The sequence below is a fragment of the Campylobacter concisus genome, assembly GCF_003049085.1.
Lineage (GTDB): Bacteria > Campylobacterota > Campylobacteria > Campylobacterales > Campylobacteraceae > Campylobacter_A > Campylobacter_A concisus_H.
Genome location: NZ_PIQX01000003.1, coordinates 148,468 through 175,174, shown reverse-complemented (window position 1 = coordinate 175,174; position 26,707 = coordinate 148,468). Strand labels below are relative to the sequence as shown.

General features: G+C 35.1%; 33 protein-coding genes. 18 read left to right on the top strand and 15 right to left on the bottom strand.

Annotated features, from left to right (window positions below):
- Nucleotides 1-46: 46 nt before the first annotated feature.
- The 12 genes from CVT13_RS04855 (at nt 47) to CVT13_RS04800 (ending at nt 8,474) form a co-directional block, all read left to right on the top strand.
- Nucleotides 47-322, top strand: coding sequence for a hypothetical protein (locus CVT13_RS04855; RefSeq protein ID WP_021091977.1), 276 nt, complete (start codon nt 47-49; stop codon nt 320-322).
- 1 nt (nt 323) lies between these two features.
- Nucleotides 324-1,544 carry a type IV secretion system protein gene (locus CVT13_RS04850; RefSeq protein WP_021091994.1) on the top strand — a complete coding sequence of 407 codons (1,221 nt, stop codon included), beginning with the start codon at nt 324-326 and terminating at the stop codon, nt 1,542-1,544.
- 18 nt (nt 1,545-1,562) lie between these two features.
- A complete protein-coding gene (locus CVT13_RS04845) occupies nt 1,563-2,135 on the top strand; it encodes an AAA family ATPase (RefSeq protein ID WP_103617584.1) in 573 nt (190 codons plus the stop codon).
- On the top strand, nt 2,132-4,090 hold the full coding sequence (locus tag CVT13_RS04840) for a type IA DNA topoisomerase (protein WP_107811794.1): 1,959 nt from the start codon (nt 2,132-2,134) through the stop codon (nt 4,088-4,090). Before CVT13_RS04845 ends, CVT13_RS04840 begins: the two co-directional genes overlap by 4 nt.
- A gap of 23 nt (nt 4,091-4,113) precedes the next feature.
- Nucleotides 4,114-4,515, top strand: coding sequence for a single-stranded DNA-binding protein (gene ssb / locus CVT13_RS04835; RefSeq protein WP_107811793.1), 402 nt, complete (start codon nt 4,114-4,116; stop codon nt 4,513-4,515).
- Between the two features lie 8 nt (nt 4,516-4,523).
- Complete coding sequence (locus CVT13_RS04830; RefSeq protein ID WP_107811859.1) at nt 4,524-5,522, top strand: adenine-specific methyltransferase EcoRI family protein; 999 nt, start codon at nt 4,524-4,526, stop codon at nt 5,520-5,522.
- 21 nt (nt 5,523-5,543) lie between these two features.
- Entirely contained in the window at nt 5,544-5,798 is a 255-nt protein-coding gene (locus CVT13_RS04825; RefSeq protein WP_021092014.1) for a hypothetical protein, read from the top strand.
- Nucleotides 5,799-5,959: 161 nt separating this feature from the next.
- A complete protein-coding gene (locus CVT13_RS04820) occupies nt 5,960-6,604 on the top strand; it encodes an AAA family ATPase (RefSeq protein ID WP_021092016.1) in 645 nt (214 codons plus the stop codon).
- Between the two features lie 232 nt (nt 6,605-6,836).
- Complete coding sequence (locus CVT13_RS04815) at nt 6,837-7,061, top strand: hypothetical protein (protein WP_103560437.1); 225 nt, start codon at nt 6,837-6,839, stop codon at nt 7,059-7,061.
- 130 nt (nt 7,062-7,191) lie between these two features.
- Nucleotides 7,192-7,551, top strand: a complete 360-nt coding sequence (locus tag CVT13_RS04810; protein ID WP_021092013.1) for a hypothetical protein — start codon at nt 7,192-7,194, stop codon at nt 7,549-7,551.
- 177 nt (nt 7,552-7,728) lie between these two features.
- Complete coding sequence (locus tag CVT13_RS04805; protein ID WP_103560436.1) at nt 7,729-8,295, top strand: hypothetical protein; 567 nt, start codon at nt 7,729-7,731, stop codon at nt 8,293-8,295.
- Nucleotides 8,296-8,312: 17 nt separating this feature from the next.
- Complete coding sequence (locus CVT13_RS04800) at nt 8,313-8,474, top strand: hypothetical protein (protein WP_159070981.1); 162 nt, start codon at nt 8,313-8,315, stop codon at nt 8,472-8,474.
- Nucleotides 8,475-8,507: 33 nt separating this feature from the next.
- On the opposite strand, the gene CVT13_RS04795 is transcribed toward CVT13_RS04800, so the two are convergent.
- Nucleotides 8,508-9,272 (bottom strand): replication initiation protein, encoded by a 765-nt coding sequence (locus tag CVT13_RS04795; RefSeq protein WP_223154259.1) that lies wholly within the window; start codon nt 9,270-9,272, stop codon nt 8,508-8,510.
- Between the two features lie 95 nt (nt 9,273-9,367).
- The gene (gene ybeY / locus CVT13_RS04790) at nt 9,368-9,805 is read right to left on the bottom strand and encodes an rRNA maturation RNase YbeY (RefSeq protein WP_107811792.1); all 438 of its coding nucleotides are present in this window, start codon (nt 9,803-9,805) and stop codon (nt 9,368-9,370) included.
- A 25-nt stretch (nt 9,806-9,830) separates the two neighbouring features.
- Between ybeY and queC the strand changes: the two genes are divergently transcribed.
- On the top strand, nt 9,831-10,544 hold the full coding sequence (queC, locus tag CVT13_RS04785; RefSeq protein WP_265094421.1) for a 7-cyano-7-deazaguanine synthase QueC: 714 nt from the start codon (nt 9,831-9,833) through the stop codon (nt 10,542-10,544).
- Between the two features lie 293 nt (nt 10,545-10,837).
- Here queC and mrdA read toward each other — a convergent pair whose 3' ends face one another.
- The 13 genes from mrdA to CVT13_RS04720 all read right to left on the bottom strand — a co-directional run bounded on the left by mrdA (nt 10,838) and on the right by CVT13_RS04720 (nt 22,453).
- Entirely contained in the window at nt 10,838-12,676 is a 1,839-nt protein-coding gene (mrdA, locus tag CVT13_RS04780) for a penicillin-binding protein 2 (protein ID WP_107811790.1), read from the bottom strand.
- Nucleotides 12,673-13,164, bottom strand: a complete 492-nt coding sequence (locus CVT13_RS04775; RefSeq protein ID WP_107811858.1) for a hypothetical protein — start codon at nt 13,162-13,164, stop codon at nt 12,673-12,675. Before CVT13_RS04775 ends, mrdA begins: the two co-directional genes overlap by 4 nt.
- A gap of 1 nt (nt 13,165) precedes the next feature.
- Nucleotides 13,166-13,777 (bottom strand): ribosome biogenesis GTP-binding protein YihA/YsxC, encoded by a 612-nt coding sequence (gene yihA / locus CVT13_RS04770; protein WP_107811789.1) that lies wholly within the window; start codon nt 13,775-13,777, stop codon nt 13,166-13,168.
- On the bottom strand, nt 13,774-14,250 hold the full coding sequence (gene lptA / locus CVT13_RS04765) for a lipopolysaccharide transport periplasmic protein LptA (protein ID WP_107811788.1): 477 nt from the start codon (nt 14,248-14,250) through the stop codon (nt 13,774-13,776). The genes yihA and lptA overlap by 4 nt, the downstream gene beginning before the upstream one ends.
- Nucleotides 14,223-14,750 (bottom strand): LPS export ABC transporter periplasmic protein LptC, encoded by a 528-nt coding sequence (locus CVT13_RS04760; protein WP_087578521.1) that lies wholly within the window; start codon nt 14,748-14,750, stop codon nt 14,223-14,225. Before CVT13_RS04760 ends, lptA begins: the two co-directional genes overlap by 28 nt.
- Nucleotides 14,741-15,229 carry a KdsC family phosphatase gene (locus tag CVT13_RS04755; RefSeq protein WP_087584728.1) on the bottom strand — a complete coding sequence of 163 codons (489 nt, stop codon included), beginning with the start codon at nt 15,227-15,229 and terminating at the stop codon, nt 14,741-14,743. The genes CVT13_RS04760 and CVT13_RS04755 overlap by 10 nt, the downstream gene beginning before the upstream one ends.
- Nucleotides 15,226-15,801, bottom strand: a complete 576-nt coding sequence (hisB, locus tag CVT13_RS04750; RefSeq protein WP_181001563.1) for an imidazoleglycerol-phosphate dehydratase HisB — start codon at nt 15,799-15,801, stop codon at nt 15,226-15,228. The genes CVT13_RS04755 and hisB overlap by 4 nt, the downstream gene beginning before the upstream one ends.
- A gap of 15 nt (nt 15,802-15,816) precedes the next feature.
- Nucleotides 15,817-16,674, bottom strand: a complete 858-nt coding sequence (locus CVT13_RS04745) for a septal ring lytic transglycosylase RlpA family protein (RefSeq protein ID WP_107811787.1) — start codon at nt 16,672-16,674, stop codon at nt 15,817-15,819.
- Nucleotides 16,661-17,872: a lytic transglycosylase domain-containing protein gene (locus CVT13_RS04740; RefSeq protein ID WP_084108587.1), complete on the bottom strand. Its 1,212-nt coding sequence runs from the start codon at nt 17,870-17,872 to the stop codon at nt 16,661-16,663. The genes CVT13_RS04745 and CVT13_RS04740 overlap by 14 nt, the downstream gene beginning before the upstream one ends.
- A 65-nt stretch (nt 17,873-17,937) precedes the next feature.
- Complete coding sequence (locus CVT13_RS04735) at nt 17,938-18,723, bottom strand: TatD family hydrolase (RefSeq protein ID WP_107811786.1); 786 nt, start codon at nt 18,721-18,723, stop codon at nt 17,938-17,940.
- Nucleotides 18,720-19,976 carry a diguanylate cyclase gene (locus CVT13_RS04730; protein WP_107811785.1) on the bottom strand — a complete coding sequence of 419 codons (1,257 nt, stop codon included), beginning with the start codon at nt 19,974-19,976 and terminating at the stop codon, nt 18,720-18,722. Before CVT13_RS04730 ends, CVT13_RS04735 begins: the two co-directional genes overlap by 4 nt.
- Nucleotides 19,977-20,064: 88 nt before the next feature.
- A complete protein-coding gene (locus CVT13_RS04725) occupies nt 20,065-21,585 on the bottom strand; it encodes an AAA family ATPase (protein ID WP_199907275.1) in 1,521 nt (506 codons plus the stop codon).
- Nucleotides 21,578-22,453, bottom strand: a complete 876-nt coding sequence (locus CVT13_RS04720) for an NAD(+) kinase (protein ID WP_107811857.1) — start codon at nt 22,451-22,453, stop codon at nt 21,578-21,580. The genes CVT13_RS04725 and CVT13_RS04720 overlap by 8 nt, the downstream gene beginning before the upstream one ends.
- Before the next feature lie 92 nt (nt 22,454-22,545).
- Between CVT13_RS04720 and aspS the strand changes: the two genes are divergently transcribed.
- The 5 genes from aspS (at nt 22,546) to ppa (ending at nt 26,608) form a co-directional block, all read left to right on the top strand.
- A complete protein-coding gene (aspS, locus tag CVT13_RS04715) occupies nt 22,546-24,303 on the top strand; it encodes an aspartate--tRNA ligase (RefSeq protein WP_107811784.1) in 1,758 nt (585 codons plus the stop codon).
- 186 nt (nt 24,304-24,489) lie between these two features.
- On the top strand, nt 24,490-25,059 hold the full coding sequence (locus tag CVT13_RS04710) for an adenylate kinase (protein ID WP_107811783.1): 570 nt from the start codon (nt 24,490-24,492) through the stop codon (nt 25,057-25,059).
- An 86-nt stretch (nt 25,060-25,145) separates the two neighbouring features.
- A complete protein-coding gene (locus CVT13_RS04705) occupies nt 25,146-25,610 on the top strand; it encodes a DUF4410 domain-containing protein (protein WP_107811782.1) in 465 nt (154 codons plus the stop codon).
- Nucleotides 25,611-25,683: 73 nt separating this feature from the next.
- The gene (locus tag CVT13_RS04700; protein ID WP_107811781.1) at nt 25,684-26,019 is read left to right on the top strand and encodes a NirD/YgiW/YdeI family stress tolerance protein; all 336 of its coding nucleotides are present in this window, start codon (nt 25,684-25,686) and stop codon (nt 26,017-26,019) included.
- Between the two features lie 70 nt (nt 26,020-26,089).
- The gene (gene ppa / locus CVT13_RS04695; RefSeq protein WP_107811780.1) at nt 26,090-26,608 is read left to right on the top strand and encodes an inorganic diphosphatase; all 519 of its coding nucleotides are present in this window, start codon (nt 26,090-26,092) and stop codon (nt 26,606-26,608) included.
- Nucleotides 26,609-26,707: the final 99 nt, after the last annotated feature.

The following is a 26,707-nucleotide window of genomic DNA, read 5'->3' as shown; positions in this document are numbered from 1 at the left end:
ACAAATAGGGAGCAAAGCTCCCTATTGTTTGTAAAAAGGGAAAAAGATGTTAAGCGATTTTATAAATTTTTTAGGGCTGAGCGACAAAAAGAACAATAGCAAAATTCAAACAAATGTGGGCAACCCTACCACAAAAGAAAATACGGAAAATTTTATCATAGAAATGCAAAGTCCATACTTTGAAGAAGAAATCGCAACAGAAACAATTATAAAAAATAATAAAAAAATAGAAATAAAAAAAATAAAGACTAAAAATCCATTAGGTAATGGGAGAGCACTAATATCAATAAAAACATATATGAAAGAAATAACAAAGGCGTAAAATGGCACAGACAGAAGTAGCAAAAGATATATTAACCGATAGCAATTGGATTAATAAAGTACAAGCCGTTATGCAAGAAAACGTAATGAGCTTATTTGAAAAATTTTATAATGGATCGCATGATTTAGTATATTCAACTGCATCGGAAACTATAATAATTCTTATAGTGGTGTTTTGGCTATTAGGTAGAGTTAAAAATGGCTACCCAACAAGAGATGAGATCTTCGGAGCTATAAAATATTTAATATTGCTATGCTTCATATTTGCAACTCTTAGCTCCTTTAACGCCTATATGGGCGTTTTATACATTTTGACAATCCCAGAGAACGCAATAACCGCAATAGTTAGCTCAATTTTTGAAAATAAAGACTTTGGATCGATTGTTACAGAGTCAGCAAACAGGATCGATAATCTAAGAGAAATGATGTGGAGCTACGGAACAAAAGAGTATTTACAATCGCAAGAGTGGTCATTTCTAGGCATTAGCTTTAATGGTGTGATGGATTATTTATCGGCAGGCGTAATAACAGCAATTCGCATGATACCTTTTTGGATTTTTTATTTAGCATTTTTTATACTTTTGATAGGAATTACAATAGTGATTTTCTTTAGTAAATTTATGGCATTTTTAATACTTAGCACCTTGCCTTTAGTCATACCATTTTTAATAATGCCAAAATTCTTACCATATTTATGGAGCTGGTATAAGCTCTATTTATCATACGCAATTATTGCACCATTAGCATTTATAGCCCTAAATTTAGCAATGAACCCAATTTTAGAACTAGAGAAATACCAAGATTATATAGGCGAACTATTTACTAAACAATTCGAATACCTAATTACAGGATCGATAACCTGCATAACAGCATTGTTTTTATTAAGGAAAATTCCAAGTTGGATCAACGCAGTGCTTGGTACACAGATGGAAAATGGAAGTGGCGGTGTAACTGGTGGAATAGTGGCTGGTGCAGTAGCAGGCAAGACCATATTAAGCGGATTAGCTAGAAAAGCTGGTGGCGGAAGTTTTATAGGCGGAGCAGTAAGTGGATTTGGATCAGCTACAGGAGCTGGAGTAGCAGGACAAATAGCTAGTGCAAGTATAGGAGCAGGTGCAAATTTAATAAAAGATATCGGCGCAGGCTCAAAAGCAATAGGTCAAGGCGTAGGAAAAGCATATGAAAAGTATAAAACATTTCGTGGCGGATATGTAGCTCCATAAAAGTAGGAGAATAAAGCAATGAATAAATTGGTAATAAATATTTATGGTAGTCCAGGAGCTGGCAAAAGTACGCTAGCTAAAAATTTAAAAAAATACATGAGAGAAAAAAGAATAGATGTTGGCTTAATTTCGGAATTTGCAACGGAACTCATCGAAAACAACCAAAAAGAGAGGCTAAAAGACCAGCCATACGTTACCAAAGGACAGATGTTAAATATAGCCAAAGTGCTTAAAGAGCACGACATAGCAATCAGTGACAGCCCTATAGAGCTTGGTAAATTTTATTGCGATCCAAAAGATAAGAAAAGAACAAATGAACTCATAAAAAAATGTAAAAACTTCTATACGAGTATCAACTTCTTTTTAAAACTTGACAAACAAGCCAAACAGGACTACACAATGGAAAGCAGAGTTCACACATACGCACAAAGCCAAAAATTGCAAGAAAGAATGCTGGCTTCGTCTATTCTTAGAGATGAAACGTTTATGATTATAGACAGAAACACGCAAATCAAGGAAGTTTTAAAAATGATTGAAAAATCAAAACAATGGAAAGAACACCAAAATCAAAGCAAAGGATTAGAGCTATGAACGAAAACACAATAATCATAATTGAAAGTCCAAACAAGGTCAATAAGATAGAGCAAATAACTGGAGCAAAAGTTTATGCTACAAAAGGGCATTTCAAAGAGCTTACAAATCAAATAGTGGTTGATTTTAAGAACTATGAGCCAATATTTGATTTCAAAGAAGATAGCAAAAGCCGAATAAATGCAATATTTAACGATTGCAAAGGGAAAGATGTCGTAATTGCGACAGACCCTGATAGAGAGGGATACGGAATAGGCTATATGGTTTATCAAACTATTAAAAATATAGCAAAAAGCGTTAAACGTGCAGAATTTCACGAGATCACAGAGAGTGGAATAAAAAAGGGGCTAGATAGTGCTGTGCCATTTGCAAACTCAAATTTAAAAGAATTTGATAGCTTCAAGGCAAGAGCGGTTGGCGATAAGCTAGTGGGCTTTATCATGTCGCCAACATATATCAACAAGCTAAATGATAAAAACAATAGCGTAGGCAGGGTGCAAACCCCAGCTCTTGCTCTAATTGTCAAGCGAGAATTGGAAATAAAAGAATTTCTGGAAAATAAGGCAAACGCAAAGATCGATTATAAAATAAAAGTAAAACTTAAAACAAAAGACGGCATAGAATTCAATGCGGTAAATGACAATATATTTACTGACAAAGATGAAGCAAATGCCAAAATATCTGAATTAGCTGGTAGTCTAGCAAAGGTATATAAAATTGATGTTAAGCAGGCACAACAAAAGCCTAAAGTACCTTTTAGAACCTCACAACTACAAGAGTACGCAAATAAAAGATTGGGCTTTAGCCCTGACAAGACAATGAGCCTTGCTCAAAAATTATTCGAAAAAGGCTTAATTACTTATCATAGAACCGATAGTAACAGCTTATCAAACGAATTTATAGATGAAGTAGGCGTTAAATTTGGCAGTGAAGAATGGTATGAGAAAAAAGAATATAAAGCAGGAAGTCAAAGCCAAGCAGAAGCACATGAAGCAATACGTATCTCACACATACATGATTTTAACCAAATAGAAGAAATAGCAAAGAAAGAAAGCCTAACGGATGACGAAAAAAGCCTTTATGAGCTTATCTTTTTAAATTCGGTTCAAAGTCAAGCCAAAAATGCGATTAACGAAAATACTATATATGATATAGATATAAAGACGCTAAGCTTCAAGGCAAAAACGAGCAAATGTATCTATAAAGGATTTAAAAACGCTATCGTAGCCACAACTGAAGATGAAGACGACAAAGATAAAGAAGTTCAAGAGATAACATTAAATCTAGCACAAGGCGACGAGCTCCAAATATTAGAATTTAATCTACAGGAAGTAAAAAAACAAGCGCCACAGCACTATAAAGAAAGTAATTTTATATCTCTTTTGGAAAAAGAAGGTATCGGACGTCCAAGCACGTATGCAACATTTCTACCAACACTTATTAAAAGAGAGTACGTAAGCATCGAAACAAAAGGCAAAAATAGCAATATCATAGCAACGCCAAAGGGTATAAATTTTATTGAAACTATAAAAACAAACAACGATGAGTGGATCACACAAAGCGAATTTACGAAACAAATGGAAAGTGTGCTAGATGAAATTAGCAATGGAAAGGTTGACTATTTAGACTTTATAAGACCGCTCCATGAGAAAATGGGTTTCAAAGAGCTAAACGATAGCACACAAAAGCCACCAAGCGAGAAACAACTCGAGTGGGCTAAAAATATAGCACATAGTTTAAATATGCAATTGCCAGACGGCATCGAGAAAGACTGGAAGATTTGCTCTAATTTTATTGATAAAAATAAAGACAAAGTCATAGTGCCACCAAGCGAGAAACAAATAGAATTGGCTAAAAAGCTATCTAAAGACAAAGGAATGGCACTGCCAAAAGATTACGAAAAAAATCTAAAAATTTGTAAAGATTTTATAGACAAAGCAATAAAGAAAAAATAATAAAACAATAAAAAGGAGAAAACATGCATACATATGTGTCAGTAATAGGAAATTTAACAAGGGATGTTGAGCTCAGATACACACCATCAGGGCTAGCCATAGGCAACACAGCTATCGCATCAACATACAAGTACACTATTAACAATGAGAAAAAAGAAGAAATCTGCTTTATAGATACAACTTTTATGGGTAAGACCGCAGAGATCGCAAATCAATATCTCAAAAAAGGGTCAAAAGTTTTCGTAGATGGCAGATTGAAATTCGACCAATGGACAGACAATAATGGACAAAATAGGAGCAAACATAGCATTGTCGTTGATAAAATGGTAATGCTTGATAGCAAAAAGCAGGAAATTAACGAAAAGGAAACGCCGAACGAGCGAGAAGAACAAGCTGAAAAAACCGAGTATGTGCAAGGGGAATGAGCAGTAAAATGCAAAATTTAACCCAAAGCGAAAGAGCTCAAAGCTGGTTATCGGATAAAGATAAAAGAGCCAATATCTACTTCATGAGTGCAAAATATGACGTAGATGATGAGTTTTATACGAGTTTCGATGAGATAAGAGCCGAAATACAAGATTATAGAACACATTTTAAAGGCAAAGTAGTAGTATGCCCTTGCAACGACGGCAAGAAAAGCAACTTTTATAGATACTTTGCCTTAAATTTTAAATCCCTAGAGCTAAAAAAGCTAATTACAACGACGTACAATATTAAAGACCCAAAATCAAAGGGGATGAAAATAGAGATCAGCGAAAGCGGAATAAATGAGACGATGTTAAAAGGGGATGGTGATTTTAGAAGCGAAGAAGTAAGAAATATTATGGCAAGTGGCGATATAATAGTTACAAATCCACCTTTCTCCCTTTTTCGCGACCTAATAGAAATTGTAGAAGAACAAAACAAGAAATTTTTAATAGTTGGCGGAACCTACTCAATTACGTATAAAAAAATATTTGAGCTATACAAAAAGAGTAAAATTTGGCTAGGCAATCATCAAGTAAATATTTTTACACGACCAGACGGCAGTAAGAAGCGTTTTAGCAACATATCATGGTTTACAAATTTAAAAAGTATAAAACACCAAAATGGTATAAGATTAACCCAAAAGTATAAGGGCAATGAAAATAAATACCCAGAGTACGATAATTACAAGATCATAGAAGTCAAAAATTGCAAGGACATACCAATTGACTATGACGGAGTAATTGGTATACCGCTAACATTTTTTTTAAGGCACAACCCAGCACAATTTAAAATTTTAGGCTGTGACTTTGAAATTAAAGACAAATACCCTGAACTAGTTAAACATACCTACAAAGAAAACAACACAAAATCAGCGGTTCTAAAAGGGCAAGAACTTTTTACAAGGATCATCATACAAAGAAAAGGCGGATTAAAGCCTAGAGCAAGAATATTTAATCAATTTTAGGTAGCAAAAGGACAAAAGTGCATGAAGAAGAAAAACAAGCTACAGCTTTTCAATACCCCAGCAAAGCGGTTTATGTGGGTTTTTGCATTTATAAATTTATTTGGGATCGGCATAAATACTATTTTATATCTTTTAAAAAAACCAAATAAAATAGAGACCCTACTCAATGCAGATGCCTTTTTTATAGCTCTCGCTATTATGTGCTATATAATTTTTAACGTAATGCTATATTTTATTATTAAGATAAATTTTATTATTTCAGAAAGAAAAGAATAATTTTTATAAAATACTATTGTTTTATTTATAAAAAAATATTCAATATATAATTTTTATTCTTTATATATTTATTTGAAATACTATTTAATAATTTAATATTTTATTATTTATTAAGTTTAAAAGTATATAATCATTTAAAAATCTAAGGCAAAGGAATAAAAATGATTGTTTCTATATGTAATGAAAAAGGCGGAAGCGGTAAAAGCACCTTAGCTACTAATATAGCGATAAACCAAGGCATAGTAAAAGGCGAACCACTATTATTGGTCGATACAGACCCACAGAAGTCAATAGCTACATTTTTAAACATACGAAACGAAGAAAATCACCCAAAAGCATTTGACTTTGCATATAAATACGGCGAAGAACTAAAAGTATTCCTGCAGGACAACAAAACAAAAAGGGATATAGTAATCGATACAGGCGGACGAGATAGTCGAGAAATGAGAATAGCGATAGCACTAAGCGATATTGTTATAATTCCGACAATACCAAGCCAGTTTGACGTCAGCGTCCTTGATAAAATGGTAAATATAATCAAGATGGCAAAGGAACAAAACACTAATCTGCAAACATATATTGTGATCAATAGAGCGTCCACAAATCCATTTTTAGCCAAAAAAGTAGAAAGTCTCAAGAATTTTATAAAAGAAATTCAAGAAGACTATATAAAACTAGCAGAAACAATTATATTTGAAAGAGAGCGATATAAAATTGCGACCCAGCTAGGACTGAGCGTAGTTGAAATGAACGACGGCAACAAAACTGAACAAGAAATCAAAAATTTATGCAGTGAGATATTTTAAAGAAATGAAGATAATAGTAGCATCGCCAAAAGCGATGTGTAAATTTAAAAAGGGGAAAGAAGAAAAGCATTTTTTATATTTTACTTATAATTTTCATTGAAAAAAATATTTTTTATATTATTTAAATTTTATATATTTTTTAATCATTTATTAGTTTATTTTTGCTTATTTTATTATTTTTTAAGCAAATTTTCACTATAATAAACTAAATTCAATAAGGAAAGGATACAAAATGGAAAAAAACACAAGAGATGAACTAATAAAAGTTGGTGCTTACATAGAGTCAAAGAATGGCGTAGAGTTTAGTGTAAGAATTAGTAAGATAGAAGGCTCAAATGTAACCGTTAGTTGGAGAAATGATTACTACGAAGAAAACTCTCAGGTAATTCCTAAGTCTATCATTAAAGTAGATGGCGATGGCGAATTAAGTGTTCCAAATTGGACAATAAGAAGGTAGTCAGCAGATTGTTAAAATATAGCAAGAAGCAGATATGCGAAGAGATATTTTAAAAGGATAGTAAAGGTAGCGACTATGCGCCGATCGGTGAACCAAAATGTAAAAAAGATAGCGACCGACAGGAGATAAAATGACGATAGAGACGATAAAAGAAATTTTGGGCTGGCTTGATCAACACAGCTGGTATATAATATCCATATTTATACCGATAGGCTTATTTTGTATATTTTATAGCTCCAAGCAAATAGAAAAGGCGAATAAAGAACTTATAGAAAATTTAAAGAAGCTACTTAATGACGAAGAGTTTAATTTTTTGATCGACGATAAAAACAGGACAAAGTACTTACGCAAATTTAACGACATAATCAAAACAGAGATGTCGATAACAGAAGATAAATATATAGCTATTTTGGCAGATTTTCGCGATACGATAAAGGTCGATTTTCAAGAAAAGCTAAGGCTTGACGAGATAAGGAAGCAAATATTATGAAGCCTTTAAGAGAATATAAAAATTTATAATTTTTATCGCTTTTTTGGTATAAATTTAGGAAATTTATTATTTTTAGTTTTGTGAAAAATTAAAAATAATGCTATCTTAATTTTTAATATTTTATTTTTTATTAAGATTAAGAGATTAGAATTTTAAAAAAATAAAAGGGAAAAAGAGATGGATTTTAAAAGAATAAGCAATTCTACTGACAAATTAGATGAATTTATAGCTGGAGCAGATAGTCAAAAGGAGCAATCTACAAAAAAAGGCAAGGTATCGGTTGGAACTAAATTTTCTAAAGAACTAGGCATAAAAATACGCAAGAAATATCCAACATATACGCTAGCAAAATTTATAGAATTAGCATTAACAACACCTATACCATATATAAAAGATGAAGTGCTTGTAACGATCTATGACCAAGCAAAATGGCACAATACGAGCATGAGCGAATTTGTAAGATTTAAAATGGGATTAATAGAAGCCCCACAGCCAAATGACGCAAAAGAGAAAGAGCATCAGCAAAACTATATAGTATTTGTAAGTGAAGCAAAGAAAGAAAAGATAAGACAAATCGCAGAAAGCCTAGAAATAAGTATTTTAACCTATTCAGACATTAAAATTCTAGCAACATACGAGCTAAAAGATATTTTCACATTTGATGAACTAATGCAATTTAAGGCGGAAGCGAACAACTTTGACCTAGATCTGGAAGAGTACATAGCCATGAGAATAAGAGGTTGATAAGCCAAGAAACAAAAATGACTAAAAAAATTAAAAATAACCTTATAAAAATCCATAAAATTTTAGTAAGAATGTTTAAAAATAAAAATAACGATAGCGATAGTAAAAGGCAAAATTTACCTACCCCAAAAGCTGAGCAAATAAATTTTGACGTTCAAAAGCTAGAGCTAGATTATTAGGATAAGTAAGAGTGATCGTAGCTCTAAGCAAAATCAAGCATCCTCATTTAACATAAACCTAAAAGAGTAGCCGATAACGTTCTTTTTAGAGCCTTCAGCAATTTTCTTCTCGAGAACAATCTTTTTAAAGTAGTTTTCGTTTAACTCTTCTATGGCAGGATTTATTACACGGCGATCCAAATCTCTCGTTTCGTATTTTTCAGGAACGCTCATAAATCTTTCGAAATCAGGTCTATTAAAATTTACACACTTAAAGCCATCTTTGTCGGATCTGATATTTTGATATTGTAGTAAGAGGCGATAAAGAGACTTTGCAAATTTACTTCGAATTGAAATAAAATCGTGTAAATTTATTCTCATAAATTTTAGAGTACCAAATAAAATATCGAGAGCTTCTGTATTTAATTTAAATTTTAAAATTTGCGTATTTCTAAAAGCTTTAATAGAAATGAAAAAAACTCCAGCCGTCATAATTTCATCATTATTTGTAATCTCTAAACTTTTGTAGATTGCCGATCCGTTTTCGCCTAAAACCTTTTTACAAAACTCAAGCACCTCGTTATTAAAACGAGTTTTATTTAGACCTTCAGCAAAGAATTGTGATATCTTAGAATACGGCATTTCAATATAATTTCTGCTATCCGAATACCCCAATTGCTTTGCATACCAGCAAATAGTAAAGAAAATATCATAATCCCTAGATGTAAAATTTACTGGAAACAATATAGAATTCATTTTATTACGGAAAACGAGCGTTCCATTGCTTTCTATATGAGCGACTCTTGTGGTTTTAAGCACGAAATTACCTTTCTCAAAATAGAAAGACATTTCACACATTTTTTTTACCTCAAAGTTCAATTTTAGAATCTCGATAGTAAAATACGTTCAATTTATTACAGCTTAAAATTTATAAGATCAATCAGCCTAACATCCTCGCTTCTTACGATTAGACTTTTAGGTAGCTCAAATTTTTTTATCACTTCGCACTCTTTTTCTCTCATTTCGCCATCATCTTTTTCATGATCAAATCCTAATATATGAAGTAATCCATGTGTAAAAAGTAGTGCGGTTTCGGCCTCTTCACTATGATTTAGCTCAGTGGCTTTCTCTTTTACCATATCTTTGTTTATAACGATTGAGCCAAGTGGGGCATGAATGACAAGTTCAAGCGGAAAGCTTAAAACATCTGTCGTTTTATCAATGCCTCGCTCAGTTTTATTCAGTTCTCTCATCTCTTCTCTACCGACAAAAACCAGTTCGATTTCTCCTAACGTCAAATATTCACAAATTTCATCTAAAATTTTTGGATAGCTCTCTTCGCAAAGTATCATTTTAGGCTCTTTCCTTAGTAACTTTTTGTATAATTCTAGCAAAAATAAAAGGCAAAATATGAAAAAAGCAGTTTGTATAATGAGCGGCGGTATGGATAGTACGCTTTGTGCTGTAATGGCAAAAAAGGCTGGATATGATATCGTAGCACTTCATTTTGACTATGGCCAAAGAACGATGAAACGTGAAAAACTTGCATTTAACGAAATTTGCGAGAGATTAGGTATTGCAAAAAAGATAAGTTTAGATGTTAGCTTTATTGCCCAAATAGGCGGAAATTCTTTAACCGATGAAAGCTTGCAAATAAGAAAAGACGGAGTGGAAAAAGATGCGCCAAATACTTACGTGCCTTTTCGAAATGGTATTTTTATCTCGGTCGCTGCCGCACTTGCGGAAAAAGAAAATGCACAAGCTATCTATATCGGTGTCGTAGAAGAAGATAGTTCAGGCTATCCTGACTGCAAAGAAAGCTTCATAAAAAGTATAAACGAGGCTATAAATTTGGGTACATCGCCTAGTTTCTCGTGCGAGATAATTACTCCACTTGTAAATTTAAGCAAAGCTGACATCGTAGCAAAGTCGCTTGAGCTTGGCTCGCCACTAGAGCTTACTTGGAGTTGCTACGAGAGCGAGGACGAGGCATGCGGACTTTGCGATAGCTGCAGGCTAAGGCTAAATGGCTTTAAAAAGGCAAACGCCACTGATAAAATCGCATATAAAAATCAAAAATTTTCCTTATGAGTCTTAAAAGTGGCAAACAGATATCTTGCTTTGCTACGTTTTACTATATTTAAACATTTTGGAAATTGATATTTTTTCTAATCAACACATTTTATTAAGCAAGAGTATTTAACAAATTTAAAGATATATCAACGTTTAGGCTCTTTACCTACCAAAAACATAAATTCTCAGTCAAGTTTGCCAAAATTTAATAAAGAAGATTAAAAAGTAGTTGACAAATTTAGCCAAAACGCACTAAGTATAAGGTAAAAAATTTATAAGCAAGTGGTCACTACTACGGCTTTTTAGTGATCTTATTTTTTCTTATTGTCTTGTTTTTTATTTTGATCGCTTTGGATTTTTTCTAAATTTATATATCCCATTTCAACGAGTTTATTGTAAATTTGAGCGATTTTTGGTCCAGCCGCACTTCCACCATGGCCACCATGCTCAATAACCATTGTGATGACGTATTGCGGATCTTCATAAGGTGCATATGTAGTCATCCATGCATGGGATCTTTGCAAATACGCCATATCCTCTTCTTTCATACGTTTCTTTTCAGTTTGAGAAATTCCAACAACCTGGGCAGTACCTGTCTTTGCGGCAACTTTAACTAGGCTTCCAATAAAATGCCTATTTGCCGTTCCTCTTGGGTGATTTGCCACTTCATACATTGCATGCCTAATGGCTGGTAACTGTGATTTTTCAAACGGCGTAAAAGCATCATCTGTTGGCGTAAAATCAACATCATTGTCATCAATGCTCTTTAAAAAATGTGGAGTCACATTTAGCCCAGTTGCAAGGCCTGCTGTATATTTTGCCACTTGCATAGGCGTGACCAAGAAATTTCCCTGTCCGATAGAGGTGATGAGGGTCTCGCCTTGAAACCACGCTTTACCATACTTCCTCATCTTCCACTCTCTACTTGGCAAAGTCCCCACAAACTCATTTGGCAAATCAACCTCGGTTTTTCTACCAAAACCCATACGCTCAAGTATCGGTACAATAGCGTCGATCCCTATCTTTTGACTACCTTTATAAAAATAATCATCACAGCTCTCTCTAATTGCCGTATTCATATTAACATTTCCATGTCCATGAGAGTTCCAGCAGCGGAATTTACGCCCTCCAAGCTCATACGAGCCACTACAAAAAAAGCTATCGTATTTACTCATGCCATTATCCAAAAACGCAAGCGCCATACCCATTTTTACGACAGAACCTGGCGGATAAAGGCCGTTTATTAGCTTATTTGTAAAAGGATGATCGACGTTTTTTACAAGCTCTTCCCATTCAGGCTGAGAAATTCCAAGCACAAATGGGTTTAGATCGTACTCTGGAAAGCTACCAGCAGCTATGATAGCGCCATCTTTTAGACTCATAACTATGACACTTCCTGCATCCTTGCCAAAGACATCAGCGACAAATTGCTGAAGCTCAAGATCGACTGCAAGCTTGATGTTTTGACTTTGTGGTGCTTGATAGCTTATCTGCTCGATCTCTTCATTTAAGGCATTTACCTTTATCTTTTTAAATCCTTGAATTCCTTGTAAGATCGGATTATAAAACCGCTCCACGCCACTTCTTCCAATATAATTTGTAAGCTTTGTCAAAGGATCATTATCCATATCTTTTTGATTTGCCCTACCGACATAGCCGATGATGTGAGAAGCTAGATCGTTATACGGATAGTGGCGTTTTGAAGCGGGTCTTATCTCTAAATTTTCACGCAAAGAAAGTGATGCAAAAAATGGTAAAAATTTATCATAATCAATAAATTCGACCACATTTATAAAATCTTGGTTATAAGCTGAGTCATTTTTTATGTATTCATTTTTAAGCTTTGTAACATTTAGATCACTAAATAGTGAGCCAATGTAGGCTAGCTCATCATCTAAAATTTTTACCTTTTTATTAGCACTTAAATGAGGTCTAATGGATACCGAAAAGCCAAGACGATTAACAGCCATTGGCTTATCATGTGCGTCAAAAATAATGCCCCTAACTGGCGGAATATAAATAGTCTTTATCGCGTTTTGTTCTGCGATCTCGTTGTAGTAAGTATTTGAGTTGATGCTTAGGTGATAAATTCGTCCCAAAAGTATAATCCAAAAAAGAGCGATCACACTAAAGACGATGCGCATCCTCATAGCACTTTATCCCTAAAAAGAACGATAGCAAGGATACTTTCAAATGCTATAAAAAATAGATATTCAGTCGAAAATGCTAAATTTTGCTCATTTAAAACATAAGCAAATAGGTTATTTATAAGAAAAGTCAAGACGTATCCAGCTGCTACAAAGATGATAAGTAGGCAGTTTCGCCACTTCATCGTGGTATAGAGCCAGTCTAAAATAAAATTATAAAAAAGCAAAAATGCAATAATCGTTGAAAAAAGATGAAATCCATGGATTTGCTCAGCAAATATTATAAAAATTATCGCAAAGTACCAATTATGCTTAAACTCGTCGTATTGCTTTTGTTTTCTTGAATACTCCAAAATCATATAAGTAAAAAAAATACCAATGAATGGCGGCAAGAAACCAAATTGCGTAGTTGCGATCTCATATGAGAATAAAAAAATAGCCCACCAAAATTCTTTAAAAATTTTAATATCTAAGCTGCTTATGGTTTGCATTTTATCTACCAAGAGCATTATTTATGATAGCTTCTCTAGCCTTTTCGATACCGCTTTTATTAAGAGTTGAGACCAAGATGCCGCTTGGATCAAATTTCATTACCGCACTCTTTTGGCTTTGATTTAGCTTATCACTTTTTGTATATAAATTTAAAATTTTCTGATCAGCTCTTAAAAAGCTTTTTAGATAAGCATCTACATTTACGTCTATATCTAAATCAAAATGCCTAGCATCAATTAGATGTATAAAAAGTCTAATGTCGCTTCTAAATTTCAAAAACTCATCTAAATTTTTACGCCATTCATCATGCTTTGACTTTGCCACTTTTGCGTAGCCAAAGCCTGGTAAATCAACCAAAATAAGCTTAAATTTATCTTTTTCGCCCTCTTCTTTTTCCTCACAGAACTCAGCCTCAAAGAAATTTATAAGCTGAGTTTTGCCAGGAGTCGATGAGCTTTTGGCTAGATTTTTTTGATTTACAAGTGTATTTATGAGGCTGCTTTTACCAACATTTGATCTACCCAAAAAGACAACTTCGCTTGTTACGAAGCTTGGAGCCTCTTTTATACTTGGACTTGATGTGATAAATTTAGCACCTAGTGGCCTTATCACTTATCTTTTTCCTCTACCTGAAAAATAAATTTAACAGGCCTTTTTTCATCACTATTTACGCTATATGTGCCATCTTTTTGATTAACAACTATCTTTTCGCCATAAACATTCTTATCAGTTTCTACCTCGTGCAAATAGCCATTTCCACTAACAGTATAGATCTGTTTTGCTGGCTCATATGTAAGAGTATTGCCTTTGCCGTCGTAGTGCTTATCTTTTATAAAAATTTTAGCTCTAGCATTGCCAGTGGCCACATATTTTATAGGTTGGCGTTTTTTATCAAAATAGACGACCACTTTATCTGCCTTAAGCTCATCAAATGAGCCCTTTTTGATATTTACATTACCTATAAATTCACTAGTTTGTTTATTCTCATCCGCAAAAAAATCATTTGATGTGATTTCAACTTGCTCTGCATTTAAAAATGTAAAACCCAATATCACCGCTAAAATCGCTGATTTTCTTCTACCCATGCCCTTAACCCTTTTACCTGCGTTTGTTTTTTGCCAAGATCATAGCTTCCACTCTCACCCAGCGCCTTATCATTATTTCTTATGAGTGTGAAATTTGCTTCAGATCTTACTATTTTTGTTTTTGTTCCATATATCACTTCGTCACTTATAAATCTCAAACTATCGTTGTTTTCATAGTTTGCATTCTTTTGAAAGATGATTTCGTCATTTTGTGAGATTGCTTTGTCTGAGCTTAGAAAATGTTTTAAATTTCCTCTTAAAATTTTTGCTTTAAAACTCAAAAATTCATCTTTATCGTTGTATCTATTTAGCTCATCAGCCTCGTAGACTCCGCTTATTTTCGTGGAATTTATCTCATAATCTATCACGTCATTTATCTGCATATTTGATATCTTTGTGTCGATCTTTAAAACATTTGCAAGATATGGATCTTGGGCCGCCAAAAATATCATCACGACACTAAAAATAGCCACGACGAAGTAGAAAATTTTTACAACCAACGCTTAGACCACTCGTCATATAAATTTTCTGATTTTATAATAAGCTCAATCATCTCTCTAACCGCGCCATTGCCACCTTTGTGCTTTAGTTTTGTCTTTACATCAAGCTCTTTTATCGCGTCTTTTGGCTTAAAGCTCCAAGCAACTGCGTTTAAAATTTTATAGTCATTGTAGTCATCGCCGATAGCTGCTGCGTTTTTAAAGCTAAGCCCTTCAAATTTTAATATCTCACTCGCCACTTCAAATTTATCACCAACTCCTTGATAGACGTGATTTATCTTTAGATCCTCTGCTCTTCGCTCAACGATGGCTGACTTTCTTCCAGTAATGATAGCTACTTTTTTGCCAAGCTTCAGCCAGCTTTCTATCGCGTAGCCATCTTTTACATCAAAAAATTTAAGCTCTTCACCATTTGCATTGTAGATGATCTTGCCATCAGTCAGGCAGCCATCAACATCTAAAAATATAATCTCTATCATAAAACACCCTTTGTGCTTGGCGTGCCTATTCTTGCGTTTTTAGCAAGCGCTCTACGAAGTGCGACGGCGAATGATTTAAATGTTGCTTCGATGATGTGGTGAGTGTTTTTACCACGAATTTGATTTAGATGAAGCGTGATGGCTGAATTTATAGCAACTGCCCTAAAAAATTCCTCCACAAGCTCAGTGTCAAACTCCCCTACTTTGGCATTTTCATTAAAATTTTCATATACAAGATAGGCCCTGTTGCTAAGATCTAGTGCGCAAAAAACAGCAGCTTCATCCATAACGACGCTCGCCTCACCAAATCTCTCAACGCCACTTAAAGGATACAAGGTCTCTTTTAAAAGCTGTCCCAAAACTATGCCTACATCCTCAACGCTGTGGTGAAAATCCACATGCGTGTCGCCCTTGCATGAAATTTCAAGATCGAGCAAAGAATGCTTTGTAAAAGCTTCAAGCATATGGTCAAAAAAGCCTATGCCAGTGTTTATCTTTGCAACCCCAGAGCCATAAATTTTAAGCTTCATTGAGATTTGTGTCTCTTTTGTATTTCTAGTTAGTTCTAAAATTTCTTCTCTCACGCCCTAACCTCTTACTATAAATGCACCTTGGAATTTACCGCTTCTTGCGTAATCCCTAGCCTCGTCCTCACTTCTAAAGCCATTTAAAAATACTCTATAAATGGTAGATCCATCTATAGTAAATGTCCTGACTACCGACTTGTAACCATCTATGCTTTGATGTTCTCTTTGATATCTGTTTGCGCCCTCAAGGTTTTTAAATGAGCCAATTTGCACCATAAAATCTCCACCTACAACCCGTTGCTCTGACGAAATAATAATGCCTCCAGTTGGAGCTGTCGGAGAGACTGGATTTGGCACTTTTATACCAGTGCTTGTTGGTTTTGTTTGAGTATTAATGCTTGCAATAGCATTAATATCTTCATTAAAGCCTATGACTTCCATACTGACTGGAGCTGTGCCTGTACCGATAATATCAAGTTTAGTTGCAGCCGCCTTTGAAAGGTCTAAAACTCTATCGTCCACAAAAGGTCCACGATCATTTACACGAACAACGACGCTTTTTTGATTTCTTAAATTTGTTACTTTAAGGATCGTATTCATCGGCAAAGTTTTGTGTGCTGCAGTCATGTTGTACATATTATAAATTTCACCGTTTGAGGTTGTTTTGCCATGAAAATTTGGACCATACCAGCTTGCTGTGCCGCTTGCCCTATCACCCACGCTTACAACGGTTGGGTAGTAAGTTTTGCCATTTATCGTGTAAGGCCTCATTGTTGCTTTTTGGATAGAAGCTGAATTGTTGCCCTTTACATTAGTTGGGCCACTTGGTGTAAATGGCGCCCCGCTCCAAGAGCAGCCAGTAACTAGAAGAGTAAAACTTAGTCCTATATAAAATTTTAGGCTCTTATGGTATGACAATATTTGCTCCAACATTTAAATTTGAACTAGCAAAAGAATTTGCATCTTTTAAATCTTTTTCACTCACATTAAATTTTTTAGATAAAGAAGCTATCGTGTCACCAGTTTGGACTATATAGTTTTGAGATTTATTTTGTGCGGAAAATGGAATAATTAGTTTTTGATTATAGCTTACGGCATTTGTGCTAAGCTCGTTGTAGTCCTTGATCGCTCTATGACTAACACCTGTTTTTTTAGAGATAGAAAGTAATGTTTCGCCTTTTTTTACAACGTAGGTATAAAAATTGTTTTTACCATTAAATGGCTTGAAATTTTCTGCAAAAAGCTGCTTTTTATTTTCAGGGATATAAACATAATAATCTTTTAGAGTTGGTGGAGTAAATACAAATTTTAAATGCGGATTGTTATTTTTCATCTTTTTTGTACTAAGACCGATACTATCGCCTATTTGAGCTAAATTTGTACCGCCAGGTACTTTTACTTTTACAAGCTTTAGTCCTCCGTTTATGTTTAACAAAGATGAATCTTTAGACATTAGGAAGTCCGCGTCTTTTGCAGTATATGCTGCTCTTAAAATTTTAATAACAAAATTTCTAGTTTCGGCTGGAAGGTATTTTTTCTCAGCATCAAGAAGCGTTACAAGATCATCTGTGCCAGCTTTTTGTATAGCTCTTTTTAAGGCTCCATCGCCGCAGTTATAAGCCATAGCTGCTAGATACCATTTGCCAAATTGATTTTTAAGCGACTTTAGATAATTTGTAGCCGCAATAGTAGACTCTACTGGATCTTTTCTCTCATCTACATATTGACCCACTTTTAAACCATGAAGTCTAGCCGTTTGCTCCATAAACTGCCACATACCAGTAGCTTTTGCGTTTGAGACTGTGTGATTTGAAAAGCCTGATTCTATCATTGCCAGATAAAAGAATGACTCAGGTACGCCTGATTTTTTGATCTGCTCTTTTACCATCGGTATATACATATAACCATTTTTTAGAGCTTCTGTAAATGTTTCAAGTTGTGATTGTTTGATACCTTGCCTCATCTTTGCATAGTGAGAAGTCTTCATAAAGCTAGCATCAATGTCCAGCTCTTTTAAAATTTTTACCTGAGTGTCGTATGAGCTCTTTTCAGGTGTATTTGCTAGTAGCAAGGTACTACATGCAAACATTAAAAATATTTTAAGCATTGCTTTCATTTCTATCCTTTTTTCGTGTCAAAACTTAAGATGCTAGCATCTTAAACAAGTGCAACGCTCAAAATTTAAGCAAAGCACTTAAACAACCTTTTGGCATTATTTGAAGTTTTTTCACAAACAACTTCAAACTCAAGGTTTAAAATTTCAGCTATCTTTTTAGCAACAAATGTCGTAAACGCCGGCTCATTTCTCTTACCACGATTTGGCTCTGGCGTGAGATAAGGAGCGTCAGTTTCAATAACTATCCTATCAAATGGGATTTTTGGCAAAATTTCAACTAAATTTTTAGCATTTTTAAATGTTAAAACACCGCCTATGCCAAAGTAAAAATTCCCAAATTTACAAAGCTCTAAAAGAAGTGGCGAAGCATTATAACAGTGCAAAATCGATCCAGCTTCAAGCTTTAGTGCATACTCTTTTAAGATATTAAAAGAGTCCTCATTAGCCTCCCTAATGTGAAGAATAACGGGTTTTTTTAACTCAACAGCCAAATCAAGTTGAGCTAAAAAAATACGTTTTTGATCCTCTTTTTCTTTTATCTTTTCATTTTCATCTTTTGGTAAGCGAAAGTAGTCAAGACCGCATTCACCAATCGCCACACACTTTTCATCTTTAGCAAAATTTCTTAAAATCTCAATACTAAAACTCTCTTTATCATATGGATGAACTCCAGCGGCAAAGAAAATGTCAGAATTTTCATGCGCTATTTTAGCTGCTTTTGGTAAATCATTGATATCAGCTCCCGGGATAATAAAGCCCTTTAGCCCTAAATTTCTAGCTTCATCTAAAATTTTATCAAGGTCAGGATCATAAACTTTACTATCCAAATGACAATGTGTATCTATAATCATAAAGCTATTTCTACTCTGTTTCTACCATTTTCTTTTGCGGTGTAAAGTGCCGAATCGCAAGCCTCAAGCATATCATCTATCTCGCAATGCCCATTGCCAAAAGATACACCTATAGATATGGTCACTCTTATTTTTTGTTTCTTTATAACTACTTCATTTTCAGCCACTTTGGCTCGTAAATTTACAAAAAATTTAACAGCTTCTTCTCTGCTTATCTTTTTAAGCACGACGCAGAATTCTTCGCCGCCAAATCTAGCAACGATGTCACTTCCTTTTGTATTGTCATTTAAAATTTTTGCGATTGATTTTAGTATCCTGTCTCCACCATCATGGCCATATGTATCATTTATCTTCTTAAAATAATCAACATCAATCATCGCAAAAGCATAAGACTCATTGGTCTCTTCAGCTGCTTGGATATACTCTTCCACGTCGGAATAAAAAAATCTTCTATTATAAACCCCAGTCAAGAAGTCACGATTTGCAAAATTTGCTATCTTGTTTATATTTTCCATCGCTTCGATCGTGTTATTAACACGGCATATTAGCTCTTCTTTTGAAAATGGTTTTGCTATAAAATCGCTCGCACCATTTTTTAAAAATATTGACGCGTCGGTCTTTTCACTAGGCGATGTCATAACGATTACACCAAGACTATTTTTATCTTTTTCTTTTCTAGCCTCTTTTAGAACTTCAAGACCGTCTTTCACTGGCATTCTATAATCAGTTATTATAAGATTTATATCAGGATTATCCGCAAAATAATTCATTGCCTCTTCGCCGTGAGCTGCGGCTAAAACTTTAAACTGAAGGCTAGTTAATATCTTTTTTATCATATTTCTAAAAGGAAGCGAGTCTTCGACAACCAAAACCTTGTATTGTCTATTTTTGCTCAGTCTATTTATCATTTGGAAGATATAGTTGATATCGTCCATATTTCCTTTATAAACATAATCCACAATATCTTTATTTATAAAATTTTGCCTTGTTTCATCATCAATGCTACCTGTTAAAACGATAGCCGAAAGCCCTTTGGAAAGCGCATAATCAACAATCTCTCCATTTGGAGCATCTGGCAAATTTAAATCCAAAATAGTCATAAAATAATCTTTATCATGCTCATTAATTAGCATTTGAGCCTCGGCAAAACTATATGCGACATCAATTGCCATCTCATCAATAGTCTTTTCCATTTGCATAACAATCAGCTTTGCTAACGCCTTATTATCATCAACTACAAGGATTCTTTCCATATTATTCCTACAAAAATTTTTATCAAATTAGTGGCGATTTTATCAAATAAATTTATTTATAAAGCTTAAATTAATAATTTAAATTAAGCTACTTTAAAAGCCCTTTCGCAAAATTTATTGCCTCTTCACTTATGTGCTCACCGCTTATCATACGTGCTAATTCGCTCACTCGTTCATCTTTATCAAGCTCTCTTACGACCGAGTTTTCACCGTGACGCTCTACTAAAAAGTGTGAATTTGCCTTTGAGCTAAGCTGCGGCTGATGTGAAATGGCAAAAATTTGATAAAAATTTGCAAGCTTAAGCAACACATTTGCGATACTCATCGCTTCTTTTCCACTTAAATTTGCATCTATTTCATCAAGTATGATGACATCACCGCCCGTTTTTGTAATCTCACTAGATGCGGCTATAAAAGCCAGCCTTAAGCGATTTAGCTCGCCTGAGCTTAAATTTTTAAGCGAAGTCTCATTTAAATTTAGACAAATCTCATCAACGCCCAAAATATCAAGCTTTTTAGCCTCAATACTCAGCGTAATATCTGGCATATAAAGCTCTTTTAAATATGAATTTATCATACTCTCAAGCTCTTTTAAATTTACGCCCCTTGCCTTGCTTAAAGCGTCAGCTAGCTCATTTGTCTTTTTGCTTAAAATTTCAAATTTCTTCTCTAGCTCGCTCTTTTCAAAGCTTAAATTTTCATATCTGGCAAGCTCTTTTTCCTTTTTATCAAGCGCTTCTAATGCCTCTTCCTCGCTGCCGTATCTTCTGATGATGGCATTAAGAGCCTCTATCCTATCAAGCACACTCTCCACGTCGATATCGTCAAGTTCCTCCATATTTAGGCTATCTCTTGCGACTCTTAGCTCATTCATCGCATCTTCAAAAAAGCCATTGTCAAGGCCACTGATGCTTAGCGCCTCATTTACGCTATGCTCTAGCTCAAATATCCGCTCAGCTCTAGCCCACGCCTCATTTATCTTATCCTTTTTACTAAGCCTTTTTTTAGTCTCCATAAGCTCTTCAAACTCGCCTTTTTTAGGCCCAACACTTCTTATCTTCTCGATCTCAAAGCTAGCAAGCTCCTTTAGCTCCTCGACCTTTTTCTCTTCCTCTTTTATGGCGGCTAGCTCTTTTGAAATTTTAGAAAATTCCAAAAACACCTCTTCAAATTCTTGTTTTATCTCTTTAAATTTCTCATTTTTTGAAATTTCTAGCCTATCAAGTAGATTTAGAAATTTCTCATTTTCAAATTCATTTGCCTCTTTTGCCGAGAGATATTTTATGTGCTCGCGCGCCACTTGGGCTAAATTTTTCTTTGAGATGGCTTGTTGGTTTATAAAATATCTCGTGCTCTTATCTTTTAAAAGCTTGAAAATATTGACCTCTTCGTTTTCTATGCCAAACTCGTCAAGCTCAAATTTATGCTCCACGTCAGCTTCAATGAGCCTTGCCTCGCTATCTTTTAGCCCAAAAACAGCCATTATGGCGCTCATTAGCACAGACTTACCAGCGCCGCTAACGCCCGTAAATACACTAAGACCCTCTTTGAAATTTAGCTCGACATTTTTAAAATTTAGATAATCTTTAATCAAAATTCGATCAATCATTATAACCCCAGTGAAGTTTCTCTTTTAAAATTTGAAAATAATCCCTGCCAATATGGCGTATCAGCCTCGCTTTTTTATCGCTGAGGCTCATGCTAACGGCTGAAATTTTACTCATATCAAACCTATCTTGCCCATCAAGTACCAAAATCGCGTCACTATTTGTTCTAAATTTGACCGTGTGATTTTTCGTAAGCACGACCGGACGCTGTGTAAGTGAGTGCGAGCAGATAGGAGTTACTGTGAAAACTTCGCTTAATGGATAGATAATAGGGCCATTTGCGCTCATGTTATATGCCGTGGTTCCAGCAGGTGTCGCTACTATAACGCCGTCTCCAAAATATGAATTAAAATACTTTTCATTTAAAAGTGCCTCGATATGTGTCATCGAACCGCCATTTTTACTAACGATAACCGCATCATTAAATGCTATCTTTTGCTCAGTTTTGCCATCATTTTTATGAAGCGCGACGTCAAGCATAAAAGGCATTTCTACTTCAAATTTACCATCAAAAAAGTCTTTAAAAAATTTCTCACTTTCATTAATCATTATGTCGGTTAGAAATCCAAGTCTACCAGCGTGTATGCCAAGGACAAGTGGCGAGATGTGAGCTAGCTTTCTACAAGTTGAAATGATCGTTCCATCTCCGCCAAGAGTGATCAGAAATTCACACTCTTTAGCTAATTTTATAAGCTCAAAACCACTTTTTTCTATGCGCTTAGCACAATTTTTTTCAAGCAAAATTTCTGCGTTATACTTTTTTAAAATTTTTTCTAATTTTTCTAAATCTTGCCTAAATAATGGATAATCTTTAGCAATAAGTCCTACTTTTTTTGTGCAAAAAGTATTAAATTTTTGTTCATTTTTCATGTAAATGATTGTAACATATTTTATTTTAACAAAGCTTTTCAAAAGAAAAAAGCGATTATAATTGCCTAAAAAACATTGCAAAGGAGCATTTTATGCGAAGTCATTATTGCACCGATCTTAGTAAAGCTGATATCGGCAAAGAAGTAATACTTTGTGGCTGGGCAAACACATATAGAGACCACGGCGGCGTTGTTTTCATTGACTTAAGAGACGTTAGCGGACTTATACAATTAGTTTGTGACCCTGCTGATAGCAAAGAAGCACACGACGTGGCTGCAAAAGTAAGAGATGAATATGTCTTAAAAGCAAAAGGAAAAGTAAGGGCTAGAGGCGAAGGACTAACCAATCCAAAGCTAAAAACTGGCGAGATAGAAGTAATAGTAAGCGAGCTAATCATCGAAAATCCAAGCGAGCCACTACCATTTATGATAGGCGATGAGAGCGTAAACGAGGATATCAGGCTAAAATACCGCTTTTTAGACCTTAGAAGCGAGCGCTTACAAAATATCTTTAAAATGCGTTCTCGTGCAGCGATCGCAGCTAGAAACAGCCTAGACAAAATGGGCTTTATCGAGTTTGAAACTCCTGTTTTAACACGCGCGACTCCAGAAGGTGCGAGAGACTATCTAGTGCCAAGCCGTGTATATCCGGGTCAATTTTACGCACTCCCACAAAGCCCACAGCTATTTAAACAGCTTTTGATGTGTTCTGGCTTTGATAAATATTTCCAAATCGCAAAATGCTTCCGCGACGAAGACCTAAGGGCTGATCGCCAACCAGAATTTACCCAAATAGATATCGAAATGAGCTTTGTAGAGCAAGAAGATATCATAAATATGGCTGAAACGATGCTAAAAGATATATTTAAAGCCTGCGGATACGACATCAAAACGCCATTTAGACGCATGAGCTACAAAGAGGCCACTGAGACTTACGGCTCAGACAAGCCAGACCTCAGATATGATTTGAAAATGGTCGATGTAATTGATATTTTTGAACGTTCAAGCAATGAAATTTTTAGCTCTATTGCAAAAGACAAGAAGAAAAACCGTATCAAAGCGCTAAAAGTACCAAATGGCGACAACATCTTTAGCAAGCGCGAGATGAATAGATTTGAGGAATTTGTACGTAAATTTGGCGCACAAGGGCTTGGCTACTTCCAAATGAAAGAAGAAGGACTAAAAGGCCCACTTTGCAAATTTTTCGAGCAAAGCGATCTTGACGAGATCATCTCAAGATGTGAACTAAAAGTTGGCGATGTCGTATTCTTTGGTGCTGGCAAGAAAAAGATCGTACTTGATTATATGGGAAGATTTAGAATTTTCCTAGCTGAACAAATGGGTATCATCGATCAAGACAAGCTTGAGTTTTTATGGGTGCTTGACTTCCCAATGTTTGAGCAAAATGACGATGGCAGCTACTCTGCTATGCACCATCCATTTACTATGCCAAAAAATATAGACGAGCCTGATCTTGAGGACATCCTCTCTATCGCTCACGATGTCGTACTAAACGGCTTTGAGCTTGGCGGCGGAAGTATAAGAATTCACAAAAACAACATCCAACAAAAGGTCTTTAAACTTCTTGGCATAGATGAAGCGGAGCAGCGTGAGAAATTTGGCTTCTTGCTTGATGCCTTGACATTTGGCGCGCCTCCACATGGTGGTATCGCGATCGGCTTTGATAGGCTAAATATGCTTGTAAATAAAGCAAGTTCGATCCGTGACGTCATAGCCTTCCCTAAAACACAACGTGCTCAGTGCCCACTAACAAAGGCACCAAGCCACGCTAGCAATGAACAGCTTAGGGAGCTAGGACTAAGGATAAGAGAAAAAGAGCAAAAGGCTTAAAATTTTTGCAATAAATTTAGACTTTTAGATGTCTAAATTTGAGTTATTTTATTTAAAGATTAAATTTTTGAGATAATTTTGGATGTTGTGCAGAAAATTTCATCCCAAAGCTAGACATATAGTCTGCTACAGGGCGAAATTTTCAAACTCATTCAAAGGCGCTCAAAAAATATAAAAAGGGAAAGAATGAAGAATTTATTTTTAATCATCGGCGCTCCAGGTAGCGGCAAAACAACAGATGCATCGATCATCGCACAGCAAGATGAGAAATTTGCACACTTTTCAACTGGCGATCTTTTAAGAGCTGAAGTTGCTAGTGGTAGTGAGCTTGGTAAGCTAATAGACGGCTTTATCTCAAAAGGAAATTTAGTTCCGCTTGACGTTGTCGTAAATGCGATCGTATCAGCCATTAAAGGCTCAGAAAAATCAAACATCATAATAGACGGCTACCCAAGAAGCGTTGAACAAATGGCAGAGCTTGACAAGGTATTAAGCGAGCAAAAAGAAATTTCTCTTAAAGGCGTCATCGAAGTAGACGTTAGCGAAGATGTGGCAAGAGCAAGAGTGCTCGGCCGTGCAAGAGGTGCTGATGACAACAACGAAGTATTTAACAACCGCATGAAAGTATATCTTGATCCGATCGTGCCCATCCGTGAATTTTACAGTAAAAAAGAGCTACTTCATGTGGTAAACGGCGAACGCGGTATAGACGAGATCGTAGCTGATATCAAAAATTTACTAGCTAAACTTTTATAAATTTACAGACCTTGCATCAAAAGGTGCAAGGTTCCAATCTATAATCCTAAACTTATTTTTAAGAAACATAAACAAAAGATGAAATTATGCATAAATTTAAATTTACGATACTACTTGTGATCATAGCCATTTTTGCTTTTACAGGATGTGCCAAAAAGCATATAGAGATGGTTGAAAAAGACACCACGTATAAGTACAGTAGCGCTAAAGCAGTTTGCGGAGAAACCGAGCTTGACAAAAAGCTAGAAAAATACATAAATGCCTTTTTAAAAAAGAGAGACCAGTACGGCGATGATCTAATCATAAAATGCGACATACAAAGAACAAAAAATGGAGTTAGAATCCTTAGACACTTAACTCTAGGCATAGGTGGTGCTGGCAAATCTGAGACTCTCGCGGTCGTAAATTTAGTCGATCAAAGTGGCAAAGAGGTGGCCAAATTTAATGTTACGGTCGAGATCAGATATGGCTTTCTTGGTGGCAACGCAGATAGAGCACTGCCAATCACCGCTAAAAACATCTATAACATTGTTACAAAAGACTTTATGTAAAAACTTACCTTTCATTAACATCAAAAATGTAATATCCCTTTAAATTTTTACAACAAATTCTAAAAGGATAAAAATGAAAAAAATCATAATCGCTTCACTAGCTGCTAGCATCACAATGGCTGGGGGCTTCACATCAAAATGCTCAAGTGAAGCGATAAGCGTAAAAGAGGCTTTAAAACTAAAAGACGACGCTAAAGTCGTACTTGAGGGCAAAATAAAATCACATATAAAATCAGACAAATATGAATTTATCGATAAAAATGGTGACGTCATTATTATTGAGATTGATAACAAAAAATGGGGTAACATAACAGCCAACGAAGATACACCTTTAAGAATAAGAGGCGAAGTGGATAAAGACCTTATGAAAACAGAGATCGATGTCGATAGCATAGAGGTTATAAAGTAGTTAAATTTTACGCGTATTTAATGCAAAAAATACTAAAATCACGAAAATTTCTAATAAAAAGGACGAATATATGGACGTTTCAAAGATCAAATTTGGCTCAAACCCAGACAAAATCAATGCCGTAATCGAAATACCTTATGGCTCGAATATCAAATACGAGATCGACAAAGATAGCGGTGCAGTCGTAGTTGATCGTGTGCTTTATTCAGCGATGTTTTACCCAGCAAACTACGGCTTTGTGCCAAACACACTTGCGGCTGATGGTGACCCAGCTGATATTTTGGTACTAAATGAGTATCCACTCCAAGCTGGCAGCGTCATCCCTTGCCGCTTGATAGGCGTTTTGGTGATGGAAGATGAGGCGGGTATGGATGAGAAGCTTTTGGCTGTGCCAGTTACAAAGATCGATCCAAGATATGATGCGATAAAAAGCTACGAGGATCTGCCGGCTGCAACACTAAATAAGATCAAAAATTTCTTTGAAACTTATAAAATTCTTGAGCCAAATAAATGGGTAAAGGTAAAAGAATTTAAAGACGCAAATGCTGCAAAAGAGATTTTAGACGCTGCGATAAAAAATTATAAATAATTTATAAGCCCTAATTTAGGGCTTTTCTTTTTAAATTTATTCGTTTTATACTCCACATAAAAAAGACTATTTTTTATATTTAGATAAGCTTTTTCTTGT